The 24299-nt window shown below is 66.1% G+C and carries 22 protein-coding genes; 8 read left to right on the top strand and 14 right to left on the bottom strand.

Going from position 1 to position 24299, the window contains the following annotated elements; genetic code table 11:
* Nucleotides 1-350: 350 nt before the first annotated feature.
* From H7828_RS11500 to H7828_RS11515, 4 genes are all read right to left on the bottom strand, one after another.
* A complete protein-coding gene (locus H7828_RS11500) occupies nt 351-1157 on the bottom strand; it encodes an inositol monophosphatase family protein (RefSeq protein ID WP_226781181.1) in 807 nt (268 codons plus the stop codon).
* Nucleotides 1154-2215, bottom strand: a complete 1062-nt coding sequence (locus H7828_RS11505; protein ID WP_226781182.1) for an ABC transporter ATP-binding protein — start codon at nt 2213-2215, stop codon at nt 1154-1156. The genes H7828_RS11500 and H7828_RS11505 overlap by 4 nt, the downstream gene beginning before the upstream one ends.
* Nucleotides 2212-4422: an ABC transporter permease gene (locus tag H7828_RS11510; protein WP_226781183.1), complete on the bottom strand. Its 2211-nt coding sequence runs from the start codon at nt 4420-4422 to the stop codon at nt 2212-2214. The genes H7828_RS11505 and H7828_RS11510 overlap by 4 nt, the downstream gene beginning before the upstream one ends.
* Before the next feature lie 63 nt (nt 4423-4485).
* Nucleotides 4486-5508: an ABC transporter substrate-binding protein gene (locus H7828_RS11515; RefSeq protein WP_226781184.1), complete on the bottom strand. Its 1023-nt coding sequence runs from the start codon at nt 5506-5508 to the stop codon at nt 4486-4488.
* Between the two features lie 149 nt (nt 5509-5657).
* Between H7828_RS11515 and H7828_RS11520 the strand changes: the two genes are divergently transcribed.
* The gene (locus H7828_RS11520; protein ID WP_226781185.1) at nt 5658-6650 is read left to right on the top strand and encodes a LacI family DNA-binding transcriptional regulator; all 993 of its coding nucleotides are present in this window, start codon (nt 5658-5660) and stop codon (nt 6648-6650) included.
* A 7-nt stretch (nt 6651-6657) separates the two neighbouring features.
* On the opposite strand, the gene H7828_RS11525 is transcribed toward H7828_RS11520, so the two are convergent.
* A complete protein-coding gene (locus H7828_RS11525; protein ID WP_226781186.1) occupies nt 6658-7743 on the bottom strand; it encodes an ABC transporter ATP-binding protein in 1086 nt (361 codons plus the stop codon).
* Nucleotides 7744-7845: 102 nt separating this feature from the next.
* Between H7828_RS11525 and H7828_RS11530 the strand changes: the two genes are divergently transcribed.
* The 7 genes from H7828_RS11530 to H7828_RS11560 are packed head-to-tail and all read left to right on the top strand — an operon-like array spanning nt 7846 to nt 14443.
* Nucleotides 7846-8556, top strand: coding sequence for a GntR family transcriptional regulator (locus tag H7828_RS11530; RefSeq protein ID WP_226781187.1), 711 nt, complete (start codon nt 7846-7848; stop codon nt 8554-8556).
* Nucleotides 8553-9509, top strand: a complete 957-nt coding sequence (locus H7828_RS11535) for an alpha/beta hydrolase fold domain-containing protein (protein ID WP_226781188.1) — start codon at nt 8553-8555, stop codon at nt 9507-9509. Before H7828_RS11530 ends, H7828_RS11535 begins: the two co-directional genes overlap by 4 nt.
* Nucleotides 9510-9529: 20 nt before the next feature.
* A complete protein-coding gene (locus tag H7828_RS11540) occupies nt 9530-10759 on the top strand; it encodes an ABC transporter substrate-binding protein (RefSeq protein ID WP_226781189.1) in 1230 nt (409 codons plus the stop codon).
* Between the two features lie 57 nt (nt 10760-10816).
* Nucleotides 10817-11716, top strand: coding sequence for a carbohydrate ABC transporter permease (locus H7828_RS11545; RefSeq protein WP_226781190.1), 900 nt, complete (start codon nt 10817-10819; stop codon nt 11714-11716).
* Nucleotides 11713-12546 carry a carbohydrate ABC transporter permease gene (locus tag H7828_RS11550; protein ID WP_226781191.1) on the top strand — a complete coding sequence of 278 codons (834 nt, stop codon included), beginning with the start codon at nt 11713-11715 and terminating at the stop codon, nt 12544-12546. The genes H7828_RS11545 and H7828_RS11550 overlap by 4 nt, the downstream gene beginning before the upstream one ends.
* A gap of 11 nt (nt 12547-12557) precedes the next feature.
* The gene (locus H7828_RS11555; protein ID WP_226781192.1) at nt 12558-13445 is read left to right on the top strand and encodes a sugar phosphate isomerase/epimerase family protein; all 888 of its coding nucleotides are present in this window, start codon (nt 12558-12560) and stop codon (nt 13443-13445) included.
* Nucleotides 13442-14443, top strand: coding sequence for a Gfo/Idh/MocA family protein (locus tag H7828_RS11560; RefSeq protein ID WP_226781193.1), 1002 nt, complete (start codon nt 13442-13444; stop codon nt 14441-14443). Before H7828_RS11555 ends, H7828_RS11560 begins: the two co-directional genes overlap by 4 nt.
* A gap of 13 nt (nt 14444-14456) precedes the next feature.
* Here the strand turns inward: H7828_RS11560 and H7828_RS11565 are convergent, their stop codons facing one another.
* Genes H7828_RS11565 through H7828_RS11605 form a run of 9 tightly spaced genes read right to left on the bottom strand, consistent with a single transcriptional unit; the run spans nt 14457 to nt 24299 of the window.
* A complete protein-coding gene (locus tag H7828_RS11565) occupies nt 14457-15416 on the bottom strand; it encodes an ABC transporter ATP-binding protein (protein WP_226781194.1) in 960 nt (319 codons plus the stop codon).
* Nucleotides 15413-16381 (bottom strand): ABC transporter ATP-binding protein, encoded by a 969-nt coding sequence (locus H7828_RS11570; RefSeq protein ID WP_226781195.1) that lies wholly within the window; start codon nt 16379-16381, stop codon nt 15413-15415. The genes H7828_RS11565 and H7828_RS11570 overlap by 4 nt, the downstream gene beginning before the upstream one ends.
* Nucleotides 16378-17229 carry an ABC transporter permease gene (locus H7828_RS11575; RefSeq protein WP_226781196.1) on the bottom strand — a complete coding sequence of 284 codons (852 nt, stop codon included), beginning with the start codon at nt 17227-17229 and terminating at the stop codon, nt 16378-16380. Before H7828_RS11575 ends, H7828_RS11570 begins: the two co-directional genes overlap by 4 nt.
* On the bottom strand, nt 17226-18173 hold the full coding sequence (locus H7828_RS11580; RefSeq protein WP_226781197.1) for an ABC transporter permease: 948 nt from the start codon (nt 18171-18173) through the stop codon (nt 17226-17228). Before H7828_RS11580 ends, H7828_RS11575 begins: the two co-directional genes overlap by 4 nt.
* A gap of 41 nt (nt 18174-18214) precedes the next feature.
* The gene (locus H7828_RS11585; RefSeq protein ID WP_226781198.1) at nt 18215-19738 is read right to left on the bottom strand and encodes an ABC transporter substrate-binding protein; all 1524 of its coding nucleotides are present in this window, start codon (nt 19736-19738) and stop codon (nt 18215-18217) included.
* Between the two features lie 31 nt (nt 19739-19769).
* Nucleotides 19770-20546, bottom strand: a complete 777-nt coding sequence (locus H7828_RS11590; protein WP_226781199.1) for an SDR family NAD(P)-dependent oxidoreductase — start codon at nt 20544-20546, stop codon at nt 19770-19772.
* Entirely contained in the window at nt 20543-21727 is a 1185-nt protein-coding gene (locus H7828_RS11595) for a hypothetical protein (protein ID WP_226781200.1), read from the bottom strand. The genes H7828_RS11590 and H7828_RS11595 overlap by 4 nt, the downstream gene beginning before the upstream one ends.
* Nucleotides 21727-22857: an amidohydrolase/deacetylase family metallohydrolase gene (locus H7828_RS11600; protein WP_226781201.1), complete on the bottom strand. Its 1131-nt coding sequence runs from the start codon at nt 22855-22857 to the stop codon at nt 21727-21729. Before H7828_RS11600 ends, H7828_RS11595 begins: the two co-directional genes overlap by 1 nt.
* The gene (locus H7828_RS11605; protein ID WP_226781202.1) at nt 22854-24299 is read right to left on the bottom strand and encodes an amidase; all 1446 of its coding nucleotides are present in this window, start codon (nt 24297-24299) and stop codon (nt 22854-22856) included. The genes H7828_RS11600 and H7828_RS11605 overlap by 4 nt, the downstream gene beginning before the upstream one ends.

Below are 24299 nucleotides of genomic sequence, written 5' to 3' on the forward strand. Positions count from 1 at the left end.
CAAGCAGACAATTTTCTCAAATGCAAATTCTTTTTCGTTTGCGAAAAATGGAAGGGTAGAGAACCAGCCCTTCGAGGTGCCGGATTTGTGTCCGCGCGGCCCCACGGACGGGCACGCGAGTTGAAGCAAAACCCTTGCTGGCGGGGGATTTATGGCACTGCCAGGCGTGAATGCGAGCGGGATGGAGGGCGACAAGGCGGCACAACCGAGGCGCGCGGACTTTTACGAAGGGGGATGTCGGGCGGGCGGCCTGTTTCGAAAGGGTCGGCAATGGGGCGCCGGCCCGGGCGCGCGATCGGTGCATGGGTGCGCAGCCCCGGGGGATGCGCGCCACATGTTGATTCTCGGTGTTACCAGTCGGGGGCGGTTCCGAAGGCGCAGATGCCCGTCAGTTCATCGAAGACACCCGGACCGGCGCCCAGAACGGGGGCCGGGCGCACCAGGGCGTCGCCATCCGGGAAGGGCATCACCTTGCCCCCTGCCTCAAGGATCAGGCAATAGGCGGCCATGCAGTCCCAGGCGCTCATCCTTGGTTCGGCATAGCCCACCAGACGGCCCGCCGCGACCCAGGCCAGCATCAGCGCCCCCGAGCCATAGCGCACCCAGGCCGATTGCGCCGTCATCAGGTCGGTCAACATGCGGCCTACCTTTTCGGCCGGAATCCTGTCGTTCGCCCCGATGCCCAGAAGCCCCGAGCGCAGATCGCCTCCGGTCACGCGGATCGGCGCGCCGTTCAGGTTTGCCCCCTGCCCGCGCCGCGCGCTGAAGGTTTCGTCCAGAACCGGGGCCACGATCACGCCCAGGGCGGGGCCTTCGCTGTCGCAGCCGCCGATGGACACGCACCAGCCGGGCAGCCCGTTCAGGTAGGGCGCGGTGCCGTCGATCGGGTCGATCACCCAGGTGAAGCCGCTGGTCCCTTCGCTCAGCCCGTGTTCCTCGCCCAGTTGCGCATCGTCGGGAAAGGCGCGGGTCAGGGCATCGCGGATCAGGGTTTCGACCTCGCGGTCGGCCTCGGAGACCAGATCGGTGATATGGCGCTTGGTTTCGATCACCAGGGCATCGCGGCGGCGGAAGTAATCCAGCGCCAGGGCGCCCGCCTCCTGCGCAATGCGCTCCGCCACGCGCTGCCGTTCGGCCATCAATTCGGTATCGTTCATGTCCCCTCCGGGATCAGCGCCAGCCCCCGCGGGCGCAGTTCAAGTACCACCGCCGATCCGGGGCGCAATGGCGTTTCGCTTTCGTCGTCCACCACGAAGATGCGGCCAAGGGGGCCGTCGATCTCGTATTCGACGTGATCGCCCAGGTAGGCCGAAGTTGCAATCGTGCCCGCGATCCCCTGCCCTCCGGTGGTGACCCGCACGGCATTGGCGCGAAACGACACCCGCGCCGGGCCCGGTTGCAACCCGCGCGCCGGAAGCGCCACGGTTGCACCCCCGAGTTCAACTTGCGCCACATCGCCCTCGACCGAAACGACCTGGCCATCCACCACGTTCGCCTCGCCGATGAAATCGGCGATGAATTCCGAGGCGGGGGATTCGTACAATTCGCGCGGGCTGCCCATCTGCGCCACCCGGCCTTCCTTCATCACCACGATACGGTCGGAAACGGCCAGCGCTTCTTCCTGGTCGTGGGTGACATAGACGGCGGTGAAGCCCAGCCTTTGCTGCAACTCGCGAATCTCGGTCCGGACGCGGCGGCGCAGGCGTGCGTCGAGGTTGGACAGCGGTTCGTCCAGCAACAGGACCTGCGGTTCAAGAACCAGCGCCCGCGCCACGGCAACCCGCTGCTGCTGCCCGCCCGAAAGCTCGGCCGGGAGACGTTTTTCAAGGCCCGCAAGGCCCACCAGATCAAGGGTTTCGGTGGCGCGTTCGCGTGCGGGGCCGGGTTTCATGCCGCCGGATTCCAGCCCGTAGGCCACGTTCTGACCCACGGTCATATGCGGAAACAGGGCATAGCTTTGAAACACCATGGACACGTCGCGCCGGTCGGCCGGCAGCCGGGTGACATCCTGCCCGCCGATCAGGATCTGCCCGTCGCTGGGGCTTTCCAGCCCGGCCAGCATCCGAAGGGTCGTTGTCTTGCCACAGCCCGAGGGGCCCAGAAGCGTCACCAACTCGCCCGGTTCGATGGCCAGCGACAGGTCGGGAATGGCGGTGAAGGCGCCGAAGTTCTTGCGCACGGCGCGGAATTCGACCGCACCTCGTTTCTGGGTCATGTGGCTGCATCCTTTGCAAGGGGGGGCGCGGCTGAGGTATCGCCGGGGCGGCGCAGGCGGCGTTCGCCCACCAGCAACTGGAACCCGCCGATCACCGTGATCATCACCAGGATCAGGACCGAGGAATAGGCGATGGCGATGCCGTATTCCCCGTTCTCGACCAGCCCGACGATATAGGCCGTCGCCATGTTGTATTTCGCGCTGACCAGGAAGATCACCGCGGAAATCGAGGTGATCGCCCGCACGAAACTGTAGACCAGCGCGGCCAGGATCGCGGGGCGCATCAGCGGCAGGATCACCTTGCGCATGGTGCGGGCCGATCCCGCGCCAAGGGTCAGCGATGCCTCGTCCAGCGAACCGTCAAGCTGGGCCATGGCCGCCACCCCGCCGCGCACGCCCACCGGCATGTTGCGGAAGACGAAACAGGCAATCAGGATCACGGCGGTGCCGGTCATCTGCAACGGCGGCAGGTTGAACGCCATGATATAACTGATGCCGATGACGGTGCCGGGGATTGCAAAGCTCATCATCAGGGCGAATTCGAAGACCGAGCGGCCCGGAAATCGCTGGCGCACGATCAGCCAGGCGGTCAGCAACCCGACGGCGGCGGTCAGCGGCGCGGCGATCAGGGCGATTTCCATGGTGGTCCAGAAACTGTCCCAGGCCACGCCGGTCCAGCGGATGCCGCCGTCCCAGGCCACGCCGAAGGCGCGGATGTAGTGATCGAAGGTCAGCGAATGATCCAGCCCCCAGACCTTCACGAAGCCGCCAAAGACGATCATGCCGTAGACGGTGATGGTGAAGGCGGCCCAGGCCACGGCGACGGAAATCACCGGCCAGGCCACGCGGCGGGGCAGCGCGATATGTCGGCCGCCATCCCCCTTGCCGGTCACGGTCGAATAATTCTTGCCCGCCAGCCAAAGCCGTTGCGCCAGGAAGGCGGAAAGGGTGAAGACCAGAAGAACGCTGGCCAGAACGGCGGCGCGCGCCGGGTCGTTCTGGGCGCCGACGACGGCAAAGAAGATCTCGGTCGACAACACGCCGCCCGATCCGCCCAGAACCAGCGGGTTGCCGAAATCGGCCATGGATTCGATGAACCCGATGAGAAAGGCATTGGCCAGCCCGGGCGCCATCAGCGGCAGCGATACCTTGCGGAAGGTGCGCCAGCGGTCCGAGCGCAGGGTCTGGCTGGCCTCTTCCATGCTGGGGGAAATGCCTTCGACCACGCCGATCAGCACCAGAAAGGAAATCGGCGTGAAGCTGAGCATCTGGGCAATCCAGATACCGGTGAGCCCGTAAAGCCAGCGACCCAGCTCCCACCCGGTGGCGGATTCGATCACCTGGGTCAGGCTGCCCGAGCGGCCCAGAAGCATGGTCAGCGCCAGCCCCACCACGAAAGGCGGTGTGATGATCGGCAGCACCGTCAGCAGGCGCAGGGATTTCTTGAACCGGAACCCGGTGCGCGTGGCCACCAGCGCAAAGACCAGACCCAGCAGGGTTGTACCCGTCGCTGTGCAGATGGCCAGAAAGAAGGTGCGCCAGGCAATCCCGCAGTTGCCCCCCGCAAGACAGGCCAGCGACCAGATCTTGGGGTCGACGATGTTGTTGCGTACCCCCTCCGAGGTGAACGACCCGTCGAAATTCTGGAAGGCCCCGGTGAACATCGACACCAGCGGGTAGAAGACGAAGACCGCCACCAGCAGCACCAGCAGGGTGATCGACGCAAGGACGAAGGCATCCCCCTTCAGCGCCCCCCGCTCGGCCGCGCCGAAGGCGATCAGCAGGGCAAAGACGACGCCCACGATCACCGCGCCCGCCCCGAAGGCGGGCTGGCCCGCGACATCGCCGAAGGTCGCCTCAAGCAGGCCCCAGTTCCAGCCGCGCAGCCCGACCGACAGCCCCTCGGCCAGCATCCAGGCGATGCCGATGGCCCCGACCCAGGCCAGCGCCTTGCCGCGGGGCGGCCCCGCCGGGCGCATGAACCGCAGGCCCGCCGCCACGGCGATCAGCGCGATGACCGGCCAAAGCTGCCAACGCCCGGTCAGGGCCTGAACCGCGCCGGGTCGCACCTTGGCGGCACTGTACAACTCGCCCAGCCATTCCAGGCCGAAGAAGCCGCCGTTGAAGCGATACCAGGGCAATGCGACAAGCGCGATCAGCCCGGCCGCAAGGATCAGGTCAAGCCTGCGGTTGTCTTTCGATGTCATGGGATGTCCGGTGGTTCGCGGGCAGGATGGGGCGCGCGCAGGACACGCGCGCCCCGGTCACGATCATTGCAGCGGCAGGCTGCCGATTTCGTCATCCCAGCGCGACAACAGCGCCTTGCGCCGCTCGGCGCTGCCATATTCGCCGAAGTCATAGTCGATCAGCTTGATCGTCGACAGATCGGGTGCCTCCTTGGGGGCCGTGGCCGATGCGTTCGACGGGATCTGGAACGATCCGGCCTCGGGCATCAGGCCCTGCACTTCGGGGGTCAGCACCCAGTCGTAGAACACCTTGGCCTCGTCGGGGTTCTGGCCGCCCTCGACCAGCGACATCGAGCCGATTTCGTAACCGGTGCCTTCGCAGGGCGCCACGACGCCGATCGGGAAGCCGGCAACCGCCTGGGACACGGCATCATGCTGGAATACGATGCCCAGCCCGGTTTCGCCACGCGCCGCTGCCTTCACCGGGGCCGAGCCCGACTTGGTGTATTGCGACACGTTGGCATGCATCTTCTTGAGGAAGTCGAACGCCTCGTCCTCGCCCATCAGCTGAACCAGGGTGGCCAGCGCGGTATAGGCCGTGCCCGACGAGTTGGGGTCGGCGATCTGGATTTCGCCCTTCAGCGCCGGGTTCAGAAGATCGGCCCAGCACATCGGCGGCTCGATCCCCTTTTCCTTGAGGATATCGGTATTGTAACCCCAGCCAAGCGCGCCGGAATAGACACCCACGGTGCGGTATTCCGAGGTTTCGGCCTGGCCCTGCGCCCAGGGCTGCAACTGCTCCAGCATGGGTGACTTGTACTCGGCGGTCAGCCCGTCCTGCCCGGCCTGAAGGTGCGGATCGCCGGTGCCGCCCCACCACAGATCGGTCTGGGGGTTGCGCGCTTCGGCGCGGATCTTGGCATAGGCCTCACCCGAGGAGAGGCGCACCATGTTCACGTCGATGTCGGCATGGCTTTCCTCGAACGCGCTGACCAGCTTTTCGCAGATCACCACGTCGGCCGAGCAGATCAGGTTCATCTCTGCCGCCATCGCACTTGCGGGCAAAAAGGCCACTCCGCCCAGAAGGGCAACTTTCAATGTCTTCATTCTATCCTCCCATTTGCCCGCTTTGTGGGGCAGACTGCTTTGCACAGCTGTGCATCACGCTGCACATCGAATCGAATGTTGTCAACAAAACTTCATCCCCATATGACTGGAAGTCGGGAAATGGGATATGCACAGGAGTGCGCCGCACCATGGTCAAGCGACAGGTCAGCGCCCGTGACGTGGCCGAGGCGGCCGGCGTGTCGCGCACGGCAGTGTCGCGCGCCTTCACCCCCGGCGCTTCCGTTTCACCCGAAACCCGCGCCAAGATCGAGGCGGCGGCCGAACGGCTGGGCTATCAGGTCAACCACCTGGCGCGTGGGCTGATCACGGCGCGCACCGGGCTGGTGGCGCTGATCGCCGCCGAGATGAGCACACCCTATCGCGCTTCCCTGCTGGCCGCCCTGACCGAAAGGTTGCAGGCGGCGGGGAAGGTGGGGTTGCTGATCAACACCGACCGTTCCGACGACAGCGTCACCCTGGCCCTGCGCCAGGCCATCGCCTATCGCACCGACGCGGCCATCGTCCTGTCGGGGATGCCCAACATCTCGCTTACCGAAACCTGCCTGCGCAACGGCATGCATCTCGTGCTGATCAACCGTGACGAGGCGCGCAGCGGCACGCTGCTGATCCGGGTCGATGACGATCTGGCCGGGCGGCAGGCCTTCGCGGCGCTGCATGCGGCGGGGTGCAAGCGGCTGGCGTTGGCCAATTCGGGCGCCGGCACGCCCAGCCTGACCGACCGCGCGAACGGGTTTCTGGGTGCGGCACGAGAGGCCGGCATTCCGGTTCTGCAGGAACAGGGCGGGCCGACGTCATATCAGACGGGGCTTGATCTTGGCACCCGCCTGCTGGCCCGCCCCGACCGGCCCGACGGCATCTTCTGCGTGACCGACCTGATGGCCTGCGGGGTCATGGATGCGGCGCGGCAACGCTTTCACCTGGAGGTGCCGCGCGATCTTTCGGTGCTGGGCTTTGACGACATCGAACAGGCCGGCTGGGAAGGTTATGCCCTGACGACCTTTCGCCAACCGGTCGAAGAGATCGCCCGCACCGCCATTTCCTCGCTGGGGCAAGAGGGCGACACGCCGGGGCGCGTCACCCTGCCCACGCGGATGATCTGGCGCAACTCGGTCGGGCGCTGACGGGCCCTTACGCCGCGCTTTCGCTGGCGATCCTGTCACCGGTTCCGGCGTGGAACAGGTGCAGCTTGGCCCGGTCGAACCGCAGCGGCAGCGCCATGTCGCGCGCGACCGGCGTTTCCGGGGTCAGCCGGACAACCGCCATGGCACCGGCGATGCGGGCCGATACCATGGTGTCGGACCCTAACGGCTCGAACACCTCGACCCGCGCCACGAGGTCGGCCTCGCTTTCGGCGCAGGGGCAGATTGCCTCGGGGCGGGCGCCAAGATGCACCTTTTCGCCGTCCTGCGCCGCGATGCGGCCGAAGGGCAGGTTGACACCGTCAATCTCGACCCTCGGGGTGTCGCCCGCGTGTCGCACGACGCCTTCGAAAAGGTTCATCTGGGGCGATCCGATGAATTCGGCGACAAAGCGTGTTGCCGGAGATTCATAAAGGGTCAGCGGCGGGCCTTCCTGAAGGATGCGCCCTTCCTTCAGGATCACGACCCGGTCGGCCAGGGTCAGCGCCTCGACCTGGTCGTGGGTGACATAGATCGTGGTGCGCCCCAGCAGGCCGTGCAGGCGCTTGATTTCGGTGCGCATCTCGACCCGCAGCTTGGCGTCGAGGTTCGAAAGCGGTTCGTCGAACAGAAACGCCGAAGGGCGGCGCACGATGGCACGGCCCATGGCGACACGCTGGCGCTGACCGCCCGAAAGCTCGGCAGGGCGGCGCGCCAGAAGCTGCTCGATCTGAAGCATCTTGGCGGCCTCGGCAATGCGCGCCTTGCGGTCGGCGGCATCCGTCTTGCGCATCTTCAGCCCGAAACCGATGTTGTCGGCCACGCTCATGTGCGGGTAAAGCGCGTAGTCCTGAAACACCATGGCAATGTCGCGGTCGCGCGGTTCGACCGAATTCACGACCTTGTCACCGATCAGAAGCCGCCCGCCGGTGATGTCCTCCAACCCGGCGACCATCCGCAAAAGCGTTGACTTGCCACAGCCCGACGGCCCGACAAGGGCGACGAATTCGCCATCCTCGATGTTCAGGTCGATCCCGTGGATCGCCCGCGCCGCACCGTAATTCTTGACGATCTTGTCCAGCGTGATCGTGGCCATCCGCCGCTTCTCCCATCCTGCCCCGCATGATTGGGGCTTGCCAGTTTCCGGTTTCTTGTATTATCGTTATTGATAATGATAACGGAAAGCAAGTGAGCCGTCATGGCCGTCGAGAATTTTACCAGATCAGCGACAGCCGGCCCCGCAGCCCCGGCGGCGGGCAAGGCGCCGGCATCACGCCGGTCGTTCCTGATCTACACCAGCCTGCAACGCGAAATCGTGCTGGGCATGCTGGCGCCCCAGTCGGCCCTTCTGGAACTGGACCTGGCCCACCGGTTCGAGGTGAGCCAGGGCACCGTGCGCGAAGCACTGTTGCTGTTGCAGGAGGAAGGGCTGGTCCACCGCCAGCCCCATCGCGGCACCACCGTGGCCGATTGCCGGGCCGATGACGCCGAAGAACTGATCCGCCTGCGCCATGACATCGAATGCCGCGGCGTGCGTCGGGCCATCGCCCATCAGGGCAAGGCGCTGGCCGATGCCATGGGCGTTCACCTTGCGGCGATGCAAGCGGCGGCGAAAGACGGTGACGAATACCTGCTGTCGGTGCACGACCGGGCCTTCCATGCCGAACTTTTCGCCCATGCCGACCTGCCGCCGGTGCAGCCCGTTCTGGCCCGCGCCTTGGTCCACGCGCACCGCTACAAGATCCTGCACCCCGACCAAAACCGCGACCTGACCGAAACCGCGAATCGCCATGTCGTCATCATCGAGGCCCTGGCCGCCGAAGATCCCGACCGGGCGGCGCAGGCCCTGTCGCACCACATCACCACCATCGTAGATTTCGGCCCCAACATCCTGAACGGTGACACATGAGCGCTCTTCGTCCCTCGGCGGAAATGTCCGCCATCCTGACCCGGCTCGAGATCGAGGATGCCCACCTGCCCGATCCCACCCTTCTGCCGCCCGAAAAGGGGCGCGCGCAGGCCGCCGCCGGCACCGACCGCTGGAACGTCGATCTGCCGGAAATGCAGGCGGTGCGCGATGTGGTTGTGTCGGGTCCGGGCGGAGAAATTGCCTGCCGCATCCTGACCCCGAAAGGCGCGCCGCGCGGGACGATCCTGTTCATTCACGGCGGGGGCTGGGCCTTCGGGTCGCTCACCAGCCACGAACGCTGCGCCCGCGTTCTCGCCGATGAGGCGCAGGCCAATGTCATCCTGTTCGACTATCGCCTGGCCCCCGAACTCCCCCACCCCGCGGGGCTGGACGATTGCGGCGCGGTACTGGCTGCCCTTGCGGCGGGCGATGCGCCCTTCGACGGCCTGACGGGCCCCATTGCCCTTGCCGGTGACAGTGCCGGGGCGAACCTGGCCATGGGGCTGATGCTGTCCGACGCGCCCCGGGTGGCCTGCGGGCTGTTGTTTTACGGCGTCTATGGCACCGACTTCAATTCGCCGTCCTATGTGGAATGTGCCGATGGCCCGGGCCTGACGCGCGACAAGATGCGCCGCTACTGGGATTGGTACGCCGCCGACGCGCAGCGCGGCGATCCGCGCGTCGCGCCCCTGGCCGCCGGGGATGACGCGCTGGCCGCCCTGCCGCCGCTCTATCTCAACGCGGCCGAGATCGACCCGCTGCGTTCGGACACCGAAGCGATGTTCCGGCGCCTCTCGGGCCTTGGCCGGCGCGACCGGTTCCGCCTGCACCCGGGGGTGATCCACGGGTTCCTGCAAATGACGCTGGCCCTGGAAGAGGCACGCCAGGCGCTGGCCGATGCCGGCGCCGCCTTTCGCGAGATGACCGCACCGCGCGCGCAACGCGAAACATGAGTTAAATGGGAGGAGAGAAGATGAAACCTGAGACGCACAAGACCAGAACCCTGCTTGCGGGCCTTCTGACGGCTACGGCGCTGACCGGCACCGCACAGGCCCAGGAGGTGAACTTCTGGTATCACTTCGACAATGCCGACAACCCGATGTCGTCCCTTGTCGAGAAGTTCGAGGCCGAGAACCCCGGCATCACCGTGAACGCGGAAAACGTGCCCTGGAACAGCTATTACGATCAGCTTTATACCTCGATCGTGGCCGGCACCGGGCCGGATGCGGCGCTGGTCAAGCTGAACGCGCAGCCCCGCCTGATGGAAATGGGCGCGCTTGAACCGCTGGACGCCTGGCTTGAGGGCTGGGAGGGCACCTCGGAAATTCAGGACGACCTGCTGAAACTGACCGCCGCCTCGGATGGCAAGCAGTACTACCTGCCGGTGCAATATGTGATCCTCTACCTCTATTATCGCACCGACATGTTTCAGGAACTGGGCCTGACCCCGCCCACCACCTGCGATGAATTCCGCGACGCCGCCAAGGCGCTGACCCGCGATACCGACGGCGACGGGCAGACCGACGTTTACGGCTTTGGCTTTCGCGGCGGCAAGGGCGGCCACGATCACTGGGCCAGCCTGACCCTGTCGCGCGAAGGCGTGGGCTTTGGCCCCGGTGAGCTGACCTCGGAGGCCGGGGTGGCTGGCACGCAGTTCGTGCTGGACCTGTTCCAGAAGGACAAGGTGTTCCCGCCCTCGGCGCCCAACGACGGCTTCAAGGAAATCATCGGCGCCTTTCAGGGCGGCAACACGGCCATGACCATTCACCACATCGGTTCGTCCGCCGGCATGGTCGAGGCCCTGGGCGACAAGGTGTCGGCGGTGCCGGTGCCCGAATGCGGCGGCGACCACTGGACATCCTTCGGCGACGAAAGCACCGCCGTCTTCGCCGATGCCCAGGACAAGGAAGCCGCCTGGAAATGGATCGCGTTCCTGTCCAGCCCCGGCAACAACACCGAGTTCAACAAGGCCACCGGCCAGTTGCCGGTGACGAAAACCGACAGCGCGGGCTGGGACGTGCACGAAAAGCGCTTCGTGGATGCGACGGTTGCCTCGCTGCCCTTTGCGCAGCTGCTGCCCAACACCAGCGAAACGGCCGATTTCGCCAATACCGTCTGGCCCGTCGCCATGCAGCGCGCCCTGATCGGTGAAATCACCGCAGCGGAAATGAACGCCGAGATCGAGGCATTGTACAACGACTGATGCCCCTTGGCGGGCCCCTTGCCGGGCCCGCCGAACCGCGCAACCGAAAGCCCCGCCATGTCCGCCACGACCGCCCCGCCGGTGCCCCTGTCGCGCCGCGTGCTGCCCCTTGTCATGCTGTCGCCTGCCGTTCTGGTGACGCTGGCCATTGTCTTCCTGCCCATGGTGCAGGCCGTCTGGATGAGCCTGCATGACTATGTCCTGTTCCGCCCCAAGAATTTTGACTGGGTGGGGCTGAAGAATTTCACCGCCGCCCTTCAGGACCCGGTGTTCTGGACCTCGCTGCGCCACACCGTCCTTTGGATTGCCATCACCGTGCCCGCGCAGATGCTGCTGGGTCTGGCCACGGCGCTGTTGCTGAACCAGGAGTTCCCCTGGCGCGGACTGGCGCGGGCGCTGGTCATCATTCCCTGGGCCCTGCCGTCGGTGGTGATCGCGCTGATGTGGGTCTGGATCTACGATTCCAACTACGGCGTACTGAACGACCTCCTGTTGCGGCTGAACGTGATCGAAAGCTCGATTCCCTGGCTCGCCAATCCCGACACCGCCCTTTATGCCATCATCCTGACGCTGACCTGGCAGGGGTTTCCCTTCTTCGCGGTGATGATCCTGGCCGGGCTGCAATCCATCCCGAAAAGCTATTACGAGGCCGCCTCGATCGACGGCGCGTCGCAGTTCCGCCAGTTCTGGCACATCACCCTGCCCGGCCTGGCGGGGGTGCTGATGACGGCCACGCTCTTGCGGGTGATCTGGGTGGCCAATTCCATCGACGTGATCTTCGTGATGACGGGCGGCGGGCCGGGATATTCCACCTATACCCTGCCGCTCTATGCCTTCGTGAAGGCGCGCACCGGGCTTGATTACGGCTATGGCTCGGCCCTTGCGGTCAGCTTCACGATCCTGCTTCTGGGCTTCGTGATCCTGTACCTGCGCCGCGCCGGGAGGAACATCGGATGATGGTACGCAACCGTTCGCTTCTGCGGCGCATCCTGACCGTGGATCTGCCTGTCGCGCTGATCCTGGTCTTCACCCTCTCGCCCTATCTCTGGATGGCGCTTACCTCGGTGACGCTGGAAAGCAACCTCTTCACCCAGGGGCCATCGCTGGTGGGGGCGACGCTGGAAAACTACTGGCGGCTTTTCTCGACCGTGGGGTTCGGTGCCAACCTGCTGGACAGCTTCATCGTTGCCGGCGGCACCGTGATTGTCGGCCTGGCCCTGGCTGTGCCTGCCGCCTATGCTTTTTCGCGGTTCCGCTTCCGGGGGCGGCGCCTGCTGATGCTGCAATTCCTGGTCATCAACATGTTTCCGCTGGTGCTGCTGATCCTGCCGCTGTTCATCCTGATGAAGAACCTCGGGCTGGTCGATACCTATGCCGCGCTGATCGTCGCCAATTCCACCGTGGCGATCCCCTTCTCGGTCTGGATGATGACCAGCTATATCGACGGCATTCCACGTTCGCTGGACGAGGCGGCGATGACCGACGGCTGCACCCGCTTCGGAGCGCTGTTCAAGGTGGTGCTGCCGCTTTGCACACCCGGCATCATCGCCACCGGCGTCTACATCTTCATCACCGCATGGAACGAATACCTCTACGCGCTGACCCTGGGCGGGCGCAGCGTGAAACCCATCACCGTCGCCATCCAGACGCTGATCGGGGAATACCAGGTCGAATGGGGGCTGCTGACGGCGGGGGGGATCGTCGGCGCGATGCCCGCAACGCTGCTGTTCCTCGTCATACAGAAACGCCTGATCGCAGGCATGACCGCCGGCGCGGTCAAAGGATAAGGATAGGTCACTTGAAGAACCCCATAGGCATCATCTCCATGCAGTTCGTGCGCCCCTTCACCGGCGCCCACCTGCACCTGTTCCACGACATCAAGGCGATGGGTTTCGATTTCATCGAACTTCTGGTCCCCGAACCCGAAGACGGCATCGACCTGGCCAAGGCCAAGGGCGCGCTGGCCGAGGCGGGGCTGGGCGTGGTGCTGGCCGCGCGGGTGAACCCCGCACGCTCGATCTCGTCCGAAGACGCGGCGGCGCGGCAGGGTGGGCTCGATTACCTCAAGTCCTGCATCGACAGCGCCGCGGCACTGGGCGCCACCATCATTGGCGGCCCGCTTTACGGTGAACCCATGGTCTTTGCCGGCCGCCCGCCCCTGCCCCGCACGGCGGACGAGATGAAGGCCCGCGCCGACCGGATGATCGCAGGTCTGGCCGAAGTCGCGCCGCTGGCCCGCGCCGCCGGACAGGTGTTTGCGCTGGAACCGCTGAACCGGTTCGAAACCGACATGCTGAACACCACGCAGCAGGGCATTGCCGTGGTCGATGCCGTGGGCGACACCGGCCTCGGGCTGATGCTGGATACTTTCCACATGAACATGGAGGACCAGTCGATCCCCGACGCGATCCGCCTTGCCGGGTCGCGGACCGTCCATTTCCAGGCCAACGAGAACCACCGCGGCTTTCCCGGCACCGGCAACATGGACTGGCCCGCCATCATGCGCGCCCTGCACCAGGTGGGATATGACGGCCCGATCTCGCTTGAACCGTTCCGCCGCGACGATCAGCGCCTGGCACTGCCCATCGCCCAGTGGCGCGCCCCGGCCGAGGATGAAACCGCCAAGCTGAAGGCGGGCTGCGCCCTGATCCGGGCTGCCCGCGATTTCGCGGAGTTTGCCCAATGACCCTGAACATCGGATGGATCGGCTGCGGCCGCCACGCCACCTGGATGCTTCTGCCCCAGATCGGCCGCGCCGGGATGCGCATCGCCGCCCTGTGCGACCGCGACGAAACCGCGCTGGCGGCGACGGCGGGGCATTACGGCGTCACCGACACCTATACCGACTGGCGCGCGATGCTGGATCACCCCGGGCTTGATGCCGTCTGCATGGCGGTCGGCCCCGGTGTCCACCACGCGGCGACCCTTGCCGCGCTGGACAAGGGGCTGCCGGTCTTCATGGAGAAACCCCCCGCAGCCACCCACGCCCAGGCGCTGGAGCTGCAACAGGCATCCGAGCAGACGGGCGTGCCGGTCTTTGTCGGCTTCATGAAGCGTTATTCCACCGGCAACCGCATCGCGCAGAACATCCTGCGGGGGGCCGAATTCGGCCCGGTCCTGGGCATCACCGGCAGCTACATGACCGCCCCCACCTATTTCGAGGGAGAAGTGGATTATTCCGGCTTCTACCTGCATCACTGTGTCCACTACATGGACCTGATGCCATGGCTGGCCGGCAGTCCGATCGCGGAAATGTCGTTGCGCGCCAATACCCCCGCTGCGGGGCGCATCCTGTTCCACATGGGGTTCACCTGCGAAAACGGCGTGATCGGCAACGTGGTGATGGGCACCGTGCAATCGCGCGGCACCCCGATGGAGCAGATCACCGTCATGGGCGATCATAACCGGATCGAGGTGGACAACGTGATCAACGTCGCCTGGCACCGCGATCCGCCCTTCAAGGCCGAAGACCCCGCCGCAACGCTGGATGGCACCTGTGACAGCCTTGTCTGGCAGCCGAATTTCACCGCCGCCGCGAACGAGGATCACAAGGGCTATGCCGCCCTCATGGCCGATGTGGCGAAGGGGCTGGCCGGGAAGCCGACGCAGGCGCCGCAGATCGGCGATGGCGTCACGGCCATGGCCAATCTCGAACGGATGATCGCCGGGATCGAGCGCCGCTAGCGCCCCGCCAAGCTCAGGCGTGGTGGCACGATACGAACCGGCCCGGTGCAACCTCGCGCAGGGCCGGGGCCTCGGTGGCGCAGATCTCGGTGCGGCGCGGGCAACGGTCGCGGAAGGGGCAGCCTTCAAGTTGCGCGAAACGGCTGGGCGGTTCGTCGGCCTCGATGGCGCCGGTGATCCGCGTTGACGGGTCGGGGCGCGGAATCGCCGTGATCAGCAGTTCGGTATAGGGATGGCGCGGATCGCGGAACAGGGCCCGGGCGGGCGAGATTTCGACGATCCGCCCCATGTAAAGCACGGCAACCCGGTCGGAAATCTTGGCCACCACGCTCAGGTCGTGGCTGATGAACATCAGCGTCAGGCCAAGCCGCCCCTTCAGTTCGGCCAAGAGGTTCAGCACCTGCGCCTGAATCGACACGTCCAGCGCCGACACCGGTTCATCCGCGATCACCAGTTCCGGTTCGGGCAGGATCGCACGGGCGATGCCCACGCGCTGACGCTGCCCGCCCGAAAGCTCGTGAGGGAAACGGTCGGCGTATTGCGCGCCAAGGCCCACGCGGTCCAGCGCCTCACCCACCAGCCTTCTGCGTTCTTCGCCGGATTTGAAGATGCCGTGAATATCCCCCGCTTCGGCCACGGACTCTCCGACCGACCGGCGCGGGTTGAGCGAGGCATAGGGGTCCTGAAACACCATGCGGATGCGCAGCCGGGCCTGTGCCAGCGCCTGCCGCTCCATGGTCAGAAGATCGGTGCCGCCCAGCATGACCTGCCCGCCGTCGGCCTTGCTCAGCCCCATCACCGCCCGCGCGAGCGAGGATTTTCCACAGCCGCTTTCGCCCACGATGCCAAGGGTTTCGCCCGATTGCACCGCCAGCGAAATATCATCGACCGCGCGCACCTCGTGGCTCTTGCCGGCGCGGCGCACATGGTAGGTCTTGCGCAGGTTGCGAATGTCGAGAACGGGGTCGCTCATGGCGCCACCTCGCGGTTCAGGGGAAAGTGACAGCGCGCGGCCTGCCCGGTTTCAGTGTGGATCACGGGCACCACGCCGCGACGGCAGACATCCTGCACCCGCGGACAACGCGGCGCGAAGGGGCAGCCATCGGGCACCCCCCCGGGGCGCGGTGCGCTACCGGGAATGGTGGCAAGAAGCGGATCGTCGGATTCGGGGTCGGGCAGACACCCCATGAGACCGGCGGTATAGGGGTGCAGCGGTTGCCCGAACAGCGGCACGACGTCGCCGGTTTCCACCAGCCCGCCCGCATACATCACCGCCACCCGGTCGGCCAGCTGCGCCACGACGCCAAGATCGTGGGTGATGAACAGAACCCCCATGTCCAGCGTGTCGCAAAGTTCGCGGATCAGGCCCAGAACCTGGCGTTGCACGGTGACGTCCAAGGCGGTGGTGGGTTCGTCCGCAATCAGGACCGAGGGGCGGCAGGCCAGCGCAATGGCGATCATCACCCTCTGGCGCATCCCCCCGGACAGTTCGTGGGGAAAGGCCGAAAGCTGATGTTCGGCATCCGGAATACGCACGAGATCAAGCAGTTCGCGCGCCCTTTCCGCCGGGACGACATCGGGGTCGTGGACGCGGATCGCCTCTTCGATCTGGTCGCCGATGCGCAACACCGGGTTCAGCGATGTCATCGGCTCCTGAAACACCATGGCGATGCGCCCGCAGCCCTGTTCGACCCGCTCATGGGGGGCCAGGCGTGTCACGTCGGTTTCGCCCAGCCGGATACTGCCCCGCGACACGGCAAGCGCCGGGGGCAGAAGCCCCATGGCGGCCAGGGAGGTCATGCTCTTGCCGCAGCCGGATTCACCCACAAGCCCCAGGATTTCGCCTGGCGCGATATCGAAGGACACGCCGCGCACGATATCCACCGTGCGGGCCACGGAAACGACAAGGTCGTCGACGGAAAGGATCGGCGCGCTCATTTGCCCACCATCTCGCGGAACCGCGGGTCCATCCGGTCGCGCAGCCAGTCGCCGACCAGGTTCAGGGAAAAGGCCGTCAGCACGATCATCAGCCCGGGCCAGAGCAGAAGCCAGGACGCCCGCGTGATGTAGATGCGGGATTCGGCCAGCATGTTGCCCCAGGAGGGTACGTCAGGCGGTGCGCCAAGCCCCAGGAAATCCAGCGCGGCGGCACCAAGCTGGGCAAAAGCGAAGACAAAGCTGGCCTGCACCATCAGCGGCGAAATCATGTTGGGCAGGATATGGCGCGTCACCACCCACCAGGTGCCCGCGCCCATGCTCCGCGCCGCCTCGACGTAAGGTTCGGCACGCAGGCGCAGGGCCACGCCATAGACGATGCGCGCCGTGGTGGTCAGGTAGATCAGTCCGATGGCCAGGATCGCGTTGAACACCCCCTGCCCCAGGATCACGATCAGCCCCAGCGCCAGCAGAAGCGACGGAAAGGACATCAGAACATCCACCATGCGCATCAGCACCGTTCCCAGCTTGGGATAAAGCGCCGAAAGCACGCCGATGGGCACCCCCGAGGCCAGGGCGAAGGCCACCACCCCCACCCCGATCAGCAGCGCCAGCCGCGATCCGTAAACCACGCGGCTGAAGGTATCGCGCCCGAAATGGTCGGTTCCCATCAGGTGGCCGTCACCCGGCGGCAAGAGGCGGTTGACGGGGTCAATCTCGTCCGGGCCGAAGGGCGCGATCCACGGCGCGAAGATGGCGAACATCACGATCACGGCCAGAAAGGCCGCACCGATGCTGACCAGCGGGCGCGCGGCGATGGGTCGGGTCCAGTGTCGCAGGATATCGATCATTCCAGTTCCACCCGCGGGTCCAGCATCCGGTAGGACAGGTCCACCAGAAGGTTGATGACAAGGTATAGGCACACGATGATCAGGATCACGCCCTGGATCACCGGATAGTCCCGTCGCAGGATCGACTGCACCACCGTGCGCCCCACGCCCGGCAGGGCAAAGACGGTTTCGGTGACGACCGCCTCGGAGATCAGCGCGGCGAAGGTAAAGCCGAAGGCCGACACCACCGCCAGCAGCGCGTTGCGCAGGATATGGCGCACCACAACGCGCGACGGACGGATGCCCTTGGCCCGCGCCGTGCGCACGTAATCCTCGCGCGAGACATCCAGCATCGAGGCGCGGGTCAGCCGCAGGATCAGCGCCGCGTTGGGCGCGGCAAGCGCCAGGCTGGGCAAGACCAGGTAGCGCAGGTTCGAAAGGCCGCCCTCTTCGAAGATCGAGGGATAGCCCGAGGAGGGAAACCAGCCAAGGCCGACGGCGAAGATTAGGATCAGGTAAAGCCCCACCCAGAAGGTCGGCACCGAGGCCAGCAGCATCGCCAGCCCCGACAGGCCCTGATCCACCCATTTGCCCTGCCGGATCGCGGCCAGCACGCCCACGGGAATCCCGAAGGCGATGATCCAGACCATGGTGATCAGCGCAAGCAGGATCGAGGTTTCGGCCCCGTCGGCGATCACCTGGGTGACGGGGGTCTCGAAGAACACCGATTGCCCCAGGTCGCCCTGCAGGGCATTTCCGGCCCAGATGAAATACTGCGCGATCACCGGTTCATCCAGCCCCAGACGCTGGCGCAGGGCGGCCACCTGCTCGGGGGTGGCGCCGTCGCCCAGCATCACATAGACCGGATCGCCGGGGATCAGGTGGATGAAGGCGAAGATCACGATGGAGGCGGCGATCAGTGTCGCGATCGCCGCCCCCGTGCGCCGTATGATGTAACGGCCCATCTAGGGGGTTGTCCTGTGCGGGCTGTTCATCGACAGGCTCATTACTTCGACGCGCCGTAGAAGTGCGGGAAGGCCGGAGCGGCATCCCAGGGCGTGTTCAGATTGGGCGAGGCGATGTCGAAGGAATAGACGTTGCCCACCTTCACCGCCGGCACCTGTTCGTAGATCAGCGCCTGAAGCTCGGCCCAGGCGGCCTGGCGCTTTTCCAGGTCCGAGGTGCCGGTGAACTTCGCCGCCAGCTCGTGCTTTTCGTCGGTCTGCCACCAGCCGGGATAGCTGTCGTTCATCAGGGTCAGCAGCACCGGATCGGGGGCCGGGCCGTGGTGCGTCATGAACATGTCCCATTCGGCCGGTTGGCCACGAAGGGTCAGCAGGGTGGCCCAATCGACGACGACCATCTGCACGTTGATGCCCGCATCGGCCAGTTGCCGGGTAAAGACGGTGGCCTGGTCGTAATGCTCCTTGTAGTTGGTCGAAACCAGAAGCTTGATCGGCGTGCCGTCATAGCCCGCCTCGGCCGCCATCGCCTTGGCCTTTTCCGCGTCGCCCTGGTTATAGGCCTCGGTGCCCGCATCGGTGTTCCAGATGTTGCCTTCCGGGAAGAAGGCCCCTTCGGCCTTGAACAACTGGGGTTCGCCCACGGAAACCTGCAGGGCCTGTTCGTTATTCAGTGCGGTCGCGATCGCGCGGCGCAGGGCGTAGTTGTCTTTCAGCGGGCCTTCAGACGAGTTCATGAACATCAGGCCGAAGATCGGCGCGGCGCTGATGCGCACCTCGACCGCCGGATCGCCCTCGATCACGCCGAACAGGTCGCCCGAGATGTATTCGGCATAGTCGTAATCGCCGGCCTGCACGCCGCTGACACGGGTGCCGACGTCGGGAACGGGGATGAACTGCATCTTTTCGAAGTTGGCGTCGCGCCCGCCCGCCTCGCCGTCAAGCGGCGCGTCAAGCTTGGAGTAGTCGTCAAAGCGCACCAGTTCGACATAGCGGTTGGGGCGGATTTCGCCAAAGCGGTAGGGCCCCGTGCCGATATAGTTCTCGGGCGAAATCGTATCGCCCCCCGCCGCCGATACCACATCGGCCGGATAGATGACCGGGCCGCCGTTGTGATGGGCCAGCATGGATTTCCACGCGCCGTTGGGGGCGGCAAGGTTCAGCGTCACCTCAAGCGGGCCGGTCGCCTCGGCGCTTTCCAGGCCCAGGATCTTGCCGCGCGATCCGAATTCCGACCAGCGGTTCAGCGAGGCCGCCACGTCTTCGGCAGTCAGGTCGTCGCCATCGTGAAACTTGACCCCTTCGCGCAGCGTCAGGGTGATGGTCTTCTCATCCTCCGAGATCGTCTCGCCGCTAACCAGGAAGGGCTGAGGCTTGTTCGCCTCATCGAAGGCGTAAAGCGTTTCGAACATGTGCTGGCCGATGGTGGTCGCCAGCGTCGCCGTGCCCATCTGGATATCCAGGCTGGGCGGTTCGCTGACCGTGGCATAGCGCAGCGTCTGTGCCGAAATGGGCGAGGCCAGCAAGGCAGCGACCGCGACACCCCCAAGAATTCTTGCGTATTTCATTGTTATTCCTCCCTTTTTTCGCGCCTGTTGATCAGACGCAAGTATAACCGCCATCAATGACAAGGCTTGCGCCCGTCATGAAGCTGGCGGAATCCGATGCAAGGTAGACCGCCAGCGCGCCCATATCCTTGGGGTCGCCGGTCTTGCCCACCGGAATGTCGGCGATCCGTGCCTCGATCATGTCCGGGTATTCCCTCTGCCACCTCTGGTTCGGCTCGGTCATGAAGAAGCCCGGGCAGATGACATTGGCCGTTATCCCGTGCGGTGCCCAGTCCACGGCCAGCGTGCGGGTGAACTGCTGAACCGCCGCCTTGGCGGTTTCATAGTGCCGCCCGCCGATGCCCTTGCCCGCCACCATCGCATTGATCGAGGCGACATTGATGATCCGCCCGCCCTTGCCGGCCTTGATCATGGCACCGCCGATGATGCGCGAACACAGGAAGGTCGACGTCAGGTTGAGATGCATCATCTCGCGCCAGGTCAGCAGATCCAGATCCTCGGTCGCGACATTCACCCGCCGCCCGCCGACATTGTTGATCAGGATGTCGAAGGGCCCGATCTCCTCCAGCGCGCGCTGGCAAAGCGCGTCGGCGGACTCGGGGTCGCCCACGTCGCCCTCGACGGTCCAGGCGGTGCGCCCCAGGGCGCGGATATCGTTGGCCGTCGCGTTCAGCGCATCGGAAGGCCGCGCCACCAGCGCGATGTCGGCCCCCGCACCGGCCAGGCCCAGGGCCATTTCACGGCCCAGGCCTCGGCTTGCTCCGGTGATGAAGGCGCGTTTGCCGCTCAGGTCGAACAGGTCGTTCATGGTCCCTCCAGTTCCGCGATGGCGCGGTGCATCCAGTCAAGCCGGGCGCGTGGCACCAGACCAAGGTTGTAGAAGTTCAGGCCGTCCACCAAAGGCCCCGCCGCGCCGGTCCGCGCGACAAGATCGTCGGCATCGGCCACTTCGGGGTGAAACAGCTGATAGCCCGCGATCAGCGTCGCGCCCGGTTGCAGGGCGGCGCGGGCCGCCTCGATCTCGGGGCGCACCTTGTCGGCGGGCGTGAAATAGGCGCAGTAGAGCAGCCCGTCACAGGCGGCGGCGGCCTTTGCGCGGTCAACCCCGCCCTGCCAGCTGTCCTTCGCGTCGATCAGCAGGACCTGGGTGTCGGGGTGCGCCGCGTCACGAATGCGCGCGATCAGCGAGGTGACGGGTTCGCTGCGCCAATCCAGGTAGGCGGCAAGTGCCGGAAGGCCATCGAATGCCGCCAGCCCCTTCGCCGGAAAATCGGGAAACTGCGCTTCGGGCAGGGCGCGGGCAAAGGCGGCTTGCAGGTGATCGGCCACCACCTTGCGGGCCGCCGCGCCATCCACTCCGGCCGCCGAAGCCCGCGTCAGGCAGTGATCGCAGAAACAGAGGCCCATCAGGAACATGTCTTCGGGCAAAAGGCCCAGCCCGTCCTTTTCGTGGTGATAGCCGTGATCGAAGCCCAGGAAGTCGGGGCTTTCCAGTTCCACCCGGTCGGGGCGACTGGCCGTCGTGAATTCGGCCACCATGCCCGCCACATAGTCGCGCGCCGCCTCGCTGGACGGGCAGAGGCCATAGAAGGCCGGATCGCCGAAGGCATCGCGCAGCGCGTGGCCCGGGTGGGCCATGCCCAGCCGCGTGTTGTGCAGGCAGACCGTCCAGCACGACACGGCAGGCCCGCCCGCCTCGCGCGCCCGGACGGCATGGGCCAGCATGTCGCCCTCGGCCTCGACGATCGCGGCCTGTTTCGGCGCGATCTCGGCATCGGCCCAGCGGCCCGGATCGACGCTGTAATAGACGGTGCCATCCTCGGGGAAATAGCTGCGCCGTTTCGGGTTGCCCGGCTGAAGGAACCGCCCCGCATGGTAAGAGGTGGCAAGGCTGACGCAATTCGCCCCCGCATCGGTGATCGCGGCAAGGGCGGCGTCGGGGCCCAGGTCGTGCATGTCCCAGGGATATGTCCAGACCGAATGGCGCATCACGCCGCCTTCCACACGCCATCGACGGCAATGCCCACCGGTTCCAGCCGGCTGTCGTGCTGCACCACTTCGCCGCGCACGTCATCCAGCGCGAAATCGCCCGAAACCTCGCGGAAGACGCTGACATCCCCGGTCGCACCCTTGCCCAGGTGCCCCAGATCGTCGCGCCGGATGGCCCGGGCGGGGGCGATGCTGGCGGCTTCCACCACCTCGGGCAGGGTCCAGCCGAGGGCGCGGAACTTGTCCATCACGCGCAGGTTGTCGTGGGCGGGGCCATTGATGCAGAAGGCATGCACATCCGAGGATATGACATCGGGGCGGAACCCCTCGGCCAGCATGGCGCGGGCCGATTTCCAGGCGAATGACCCCTGACCATGGCCGATGTCGAACAGCACGCCGCGTTCGCGGGCGGCGCGCACCTCGTCCCGCACCCGACCATCGCCGTGCATCGGGGCGTTCGGGAAGGGGCGGAAGCAATGGGTCAGCACATCGCCCTTGCGCAGGCGCGACACCACCTCGCCGTAGCTGGGGGGCGGTTCGTCGATATGCACCATCAGCGGCAGGCCCGTGTCGTCGGCCACGTCCAGCGCCACGTCCAGCGGCATGATCCCCGAAGCCCCCGAAGCATGGCGCCCGATCCGCACCTTTATCCCGATCACCGTGTCGGGGTTGGCGCGGGCCACCGTCGCGGCCTCGCGCGCGGCCAGAAGGCGCATGTTGTCGCTTTCGCCCACCCGCATGCCATCGCCGAAGGCATAGATGCCCGCAAAGCTGACGTGGATATAGGCCAGCACCCGCGAATAGGCCGGTTCGATGATGTGCTTGGCAAAGCCGGGATAGTTGCCCGGCCCGGCGCTGCCCGCATCGACAAGCGTGGTGCAGGCCGATTTCAGCGCGTATTGATCCGGGTCCACGCCAAGCGAGGTCCCGCCCCAATAGACATGGGTGTGCAGGTCGATCAGGCCGGGTGTGACGATGGCCCCTTCCGCCTCGACCACCTGGGCGCCAGCGGGTGCCTCGGTGTCCAGGCCCGCGACCTTGCCGCCCGAGACGACCAGGTCGGCCACCTTGTCGATGCCGTTCGCGGGGTCGATCACGCGCCCGCCGCGAATGATGAGGGTGTCGGTCATGCGTAAACTCCTGGTCGGCGATGGCGCCATGGCATTTCGGTTTCAAGAAGGGCGGCGGCCTGCAGGATGTCCTGCTCGTGGCCATAGCGCCCGATAAGCTGCACACCTACCGGCAGGCCCGATCCCGTCTGCCCAAGGGGCAGGGACATGGCCGGTTGGCCGGAGATGTTGAAGGGAAAGGTGAAGGCCGCATCGGTCCAGAGCGCGTTGTAGGCATCCAGATCGGTCATCGACATATCATAGTATCCCACCGGGCGCGGCGGCTGGGTCAGCGTGGGGGTCAGCACGATGTCATAGGGCGCAAGCTCGGTCGCGATGTCGCGCCCGGCCTGGCGAAGCTGTTCGATCCGGCCGGCATGGGCGATGGCATCGGTGGCGCGGCCCCTCTGGATGATCGCCCAGGTGATCGGCTCTACCTCGTCCTCGCGCACCTCGTGGCCGACAAGACCCGCCAGGGCGCCATACATGCCCGCCGTTTCGACACAGGTCATGTCGGTATAGGTGCGCCACAGGGCGTCGAAATCCAGCTTCATCGCGTAGGGTTCGACGTGATGGCCCTGGGCCTCGAGCGTCCTGCCCGTGGCCCTGACCGCCGCCGCGACATCCGCATCGACCGCGCGGCCATGGGGCGCCTCGGTGATCACCGCCACCCGCAGGGGGCGGGGCGGTCTGGCGATCAGGCTGGCATAGGCTTCGCCCGGCTCGGGCGGCGTATAGGGTTCGCCCGGCAGCCCCCCCGACAGCGCGTCGAGATAGGTTGCCGTATCGCGCACCGTGCGCGATACGCAAAGGAAGTAGGCCCCACCGCACCAGTAATCGACGAAGGGCGCCAGGCTGACCCGCCCGCGCGACGGTTTCAGCCCGACCAGCCCGCAGCACGAGGCCGGCACCCGGATCGACCCAGCCCCGTCGCTGGCCTCGGCGATGGGCACGATCCCTGCGGCCACGGCGGCGGCCGACCCGCCCGAAGACCCGCCCGGCGTGACCGAGGCATCCCAGGGGTTCACCGTGGCGCCATAGAGTTTCGGTTCGGTCGCGATCGACCAGCCGTTTTCCGGCGCGTTCGACTTGCCGATCAACGAAAGCCCCGCCGCCTTGATCCGCTTCACCGGACCGCTGTCGGCATCGGCCACCACATCCTTGAGGAAGGCCGAGGAATTGGTGAGCGGCACCCCCGCCCAGGACGAGGCCAGTTCCTTCAGCAGAAAGGGCACCCCGGCCAGGGGCGCGGCGCCATCGCCCGCATCCGTCGCGCGGGCGGCGGCAAGGGCGATGTCGTCGGTACGGTGGATCACCGCGTTCAGCTTCGGGTTCAGGTCCTCGACAAGGGCGATGGCGGTTTCGGCCAGTTCCACCGCCGACACCTCGCGCTGGCGCACCAAAGCGGCCAGCCCGACGCCGTCGGTTTCCTTGTAGAGCGTTCTGAGATCCTGATCGGCCAT

The organism is Oceaniglobus trochenteri (assembly GCF_020529025.1).
Lineage (GTDB): Bacteria > Pseudomonadota > Alphaproteobacteria > Rhodobacterales > Rhodobacteraceae > Oceaniglobus > Oceaniglobus trochenteri.

Excerpts from the sequence above, each read along its gene's own strand:
- H7828_RS11500 (WP_226781181.1), bottom strand. The coding sequence starts at position 1,157 with ATGAACGATACCGAATTGATGGCCGAACGGCAGCGCGTGGCGGAGCGC.
- H7828_RS11505 (WP_226781182.1), bottom strand. The coding sequence starts at position 2,215 with ATGACCCAGAAACGAGGTGCGGTCGAATTCCGCGCCGTGCGCAAGAAC.
- H7828_RS11510 (WP_226781183.1), bottom strand. The coding sequence starts at position 4,422 with ATGACATCGAAAGACAACCGCAGGCTTGACCTGATCCTTGCGGCCGGG.
- H7828_RS11515 (WP_226781184.1), bottom strand. The coding sequence starts at position 5,508 with ATGAAGACATTGAAAGTTGCCCTTCTGGGCGGAGTGGCCTTTTTGCCC.
- H7828_RS11520 (WP_226781185.1), top strand. The coding sequence starts at position 5,658 with ATGGTCAAGCGACAGGTCAGCGCCCGTGACGTGGCCGAGGCGGCCGGC.
- H7828_RS11525 (WP_226781186.1), bottom strand. The coding sequence starts at position 7,743 with ATGGCCACGATCACGCTGGACAAGATCGTCAAGAATTACGGTGCGGCG.
- H7828_RS11530 (WP_226781187.1), top strand. The coding sequence starts at position 7,846 with ATGGCCGTCGAGAATTTTACCAGATCAGCGACAGCCGGCCCCGCAGCC.
- H7828_RS11535 (WP_226781188.1), top strand. The coding sequence starts at position 8,553 with ATGAGCGCTCTTCGTCCCTCGGCGGAAATGTCCGCCATCCTGACCCGG.
- H7828_RS11540 (WP_226781189.1), top strand. The coding sequence starts at position 9,530 with ATGAAACCTGAGACGCACAAGACCAGAACCCTGCTTGCGGGCCTTCTG.
- H7828_RS11545 (WP_226781190.1), top strand. The coding sequence starts at position 10,817 with ATGTCCGCCACGACCGCCCCGCCGGTGCCCCTGTCGCGCCGCGTGCTG.
- H7828_RS11550 (WP_226781191.1), top strand. The coding sequence starts at position 11,713 with ATGATGGTACGCAACCGTTCGCTTCTGCGGCGCATCCTGACCGTGGAT.
- H7828_RS11560 (WP_226781193.1), top strand. The coding sequence starts at position 13,442 with ATGACCCTGAACATCGGATGGATCGGCTGCGGCCGCCACGCCACCTGG.
- H7828_RS11565 (WP_226781194.1), bottom strand. The coding sequence starts at position 15,416 with ATGAGCGACCCCGTTCTCGACATTCGCAACCTGCGCAAGACCTACCAT.
- H7828_RS11570 (WP_226781195.1), bottom strand. The coding sequence starts at position 16,381 with ATGAGCGCGCCGATCCTTTCCGTCGACGACCTTGTCGTTTCCGTGGCC.
- H7828_RS11575 (WP_226781196.1), bottom strand. The coding sequence starts at position 17,229 with ATGATCGATATCCTGCGACACTGGACCCGACCCATCGCCGCGCGCCCG.
- H7828_RS11580 (WP_226781197.1), bottom strand. The coding sequence starts at position 18,173 with ATGGGCCGTTACATCATACGGCGCACGGGGGCGGCGATCGCGACACTG.
- H7828_RS11585 (WP_226781198.1), bottom strand. The coding sequence starts at position 19,738 with ATGAAATACGCAAGAATTCTTGGGGGTGTCGCGGTCGCTGCCTTGCTG.
- H7828_RS11590 (WP_226781199.1), bottom strand. The coding sequence starts at position 20,546 with ATGAACGACCTGTTCGACCTGAGCGGCAAACGCGCCTTCATCACCGGA.
- H7828_RS11595 (WP_226781200.1), bottom strand. The coding sequence starts at position 21,727 with ATGCGCCATTCGGTCTGGACATATCCCTGGGACATGCACGACCTGGGC.
- H7828_RS11600 (WP_226781201.1), bottom strand. The coding sequence starts at position 22,857 with ATGACCGACACCCTCATCATTCGCGGCGGGCGCGTGATCGACCCCGCG.
- H7828_RS11605 (WP_226781202.1), bottom strand. The coding sequence starts at position 24,299 with ATGGCCGATCAGGATCTCAGAACGCTCTACAAGGAAACCGACGGCGTC.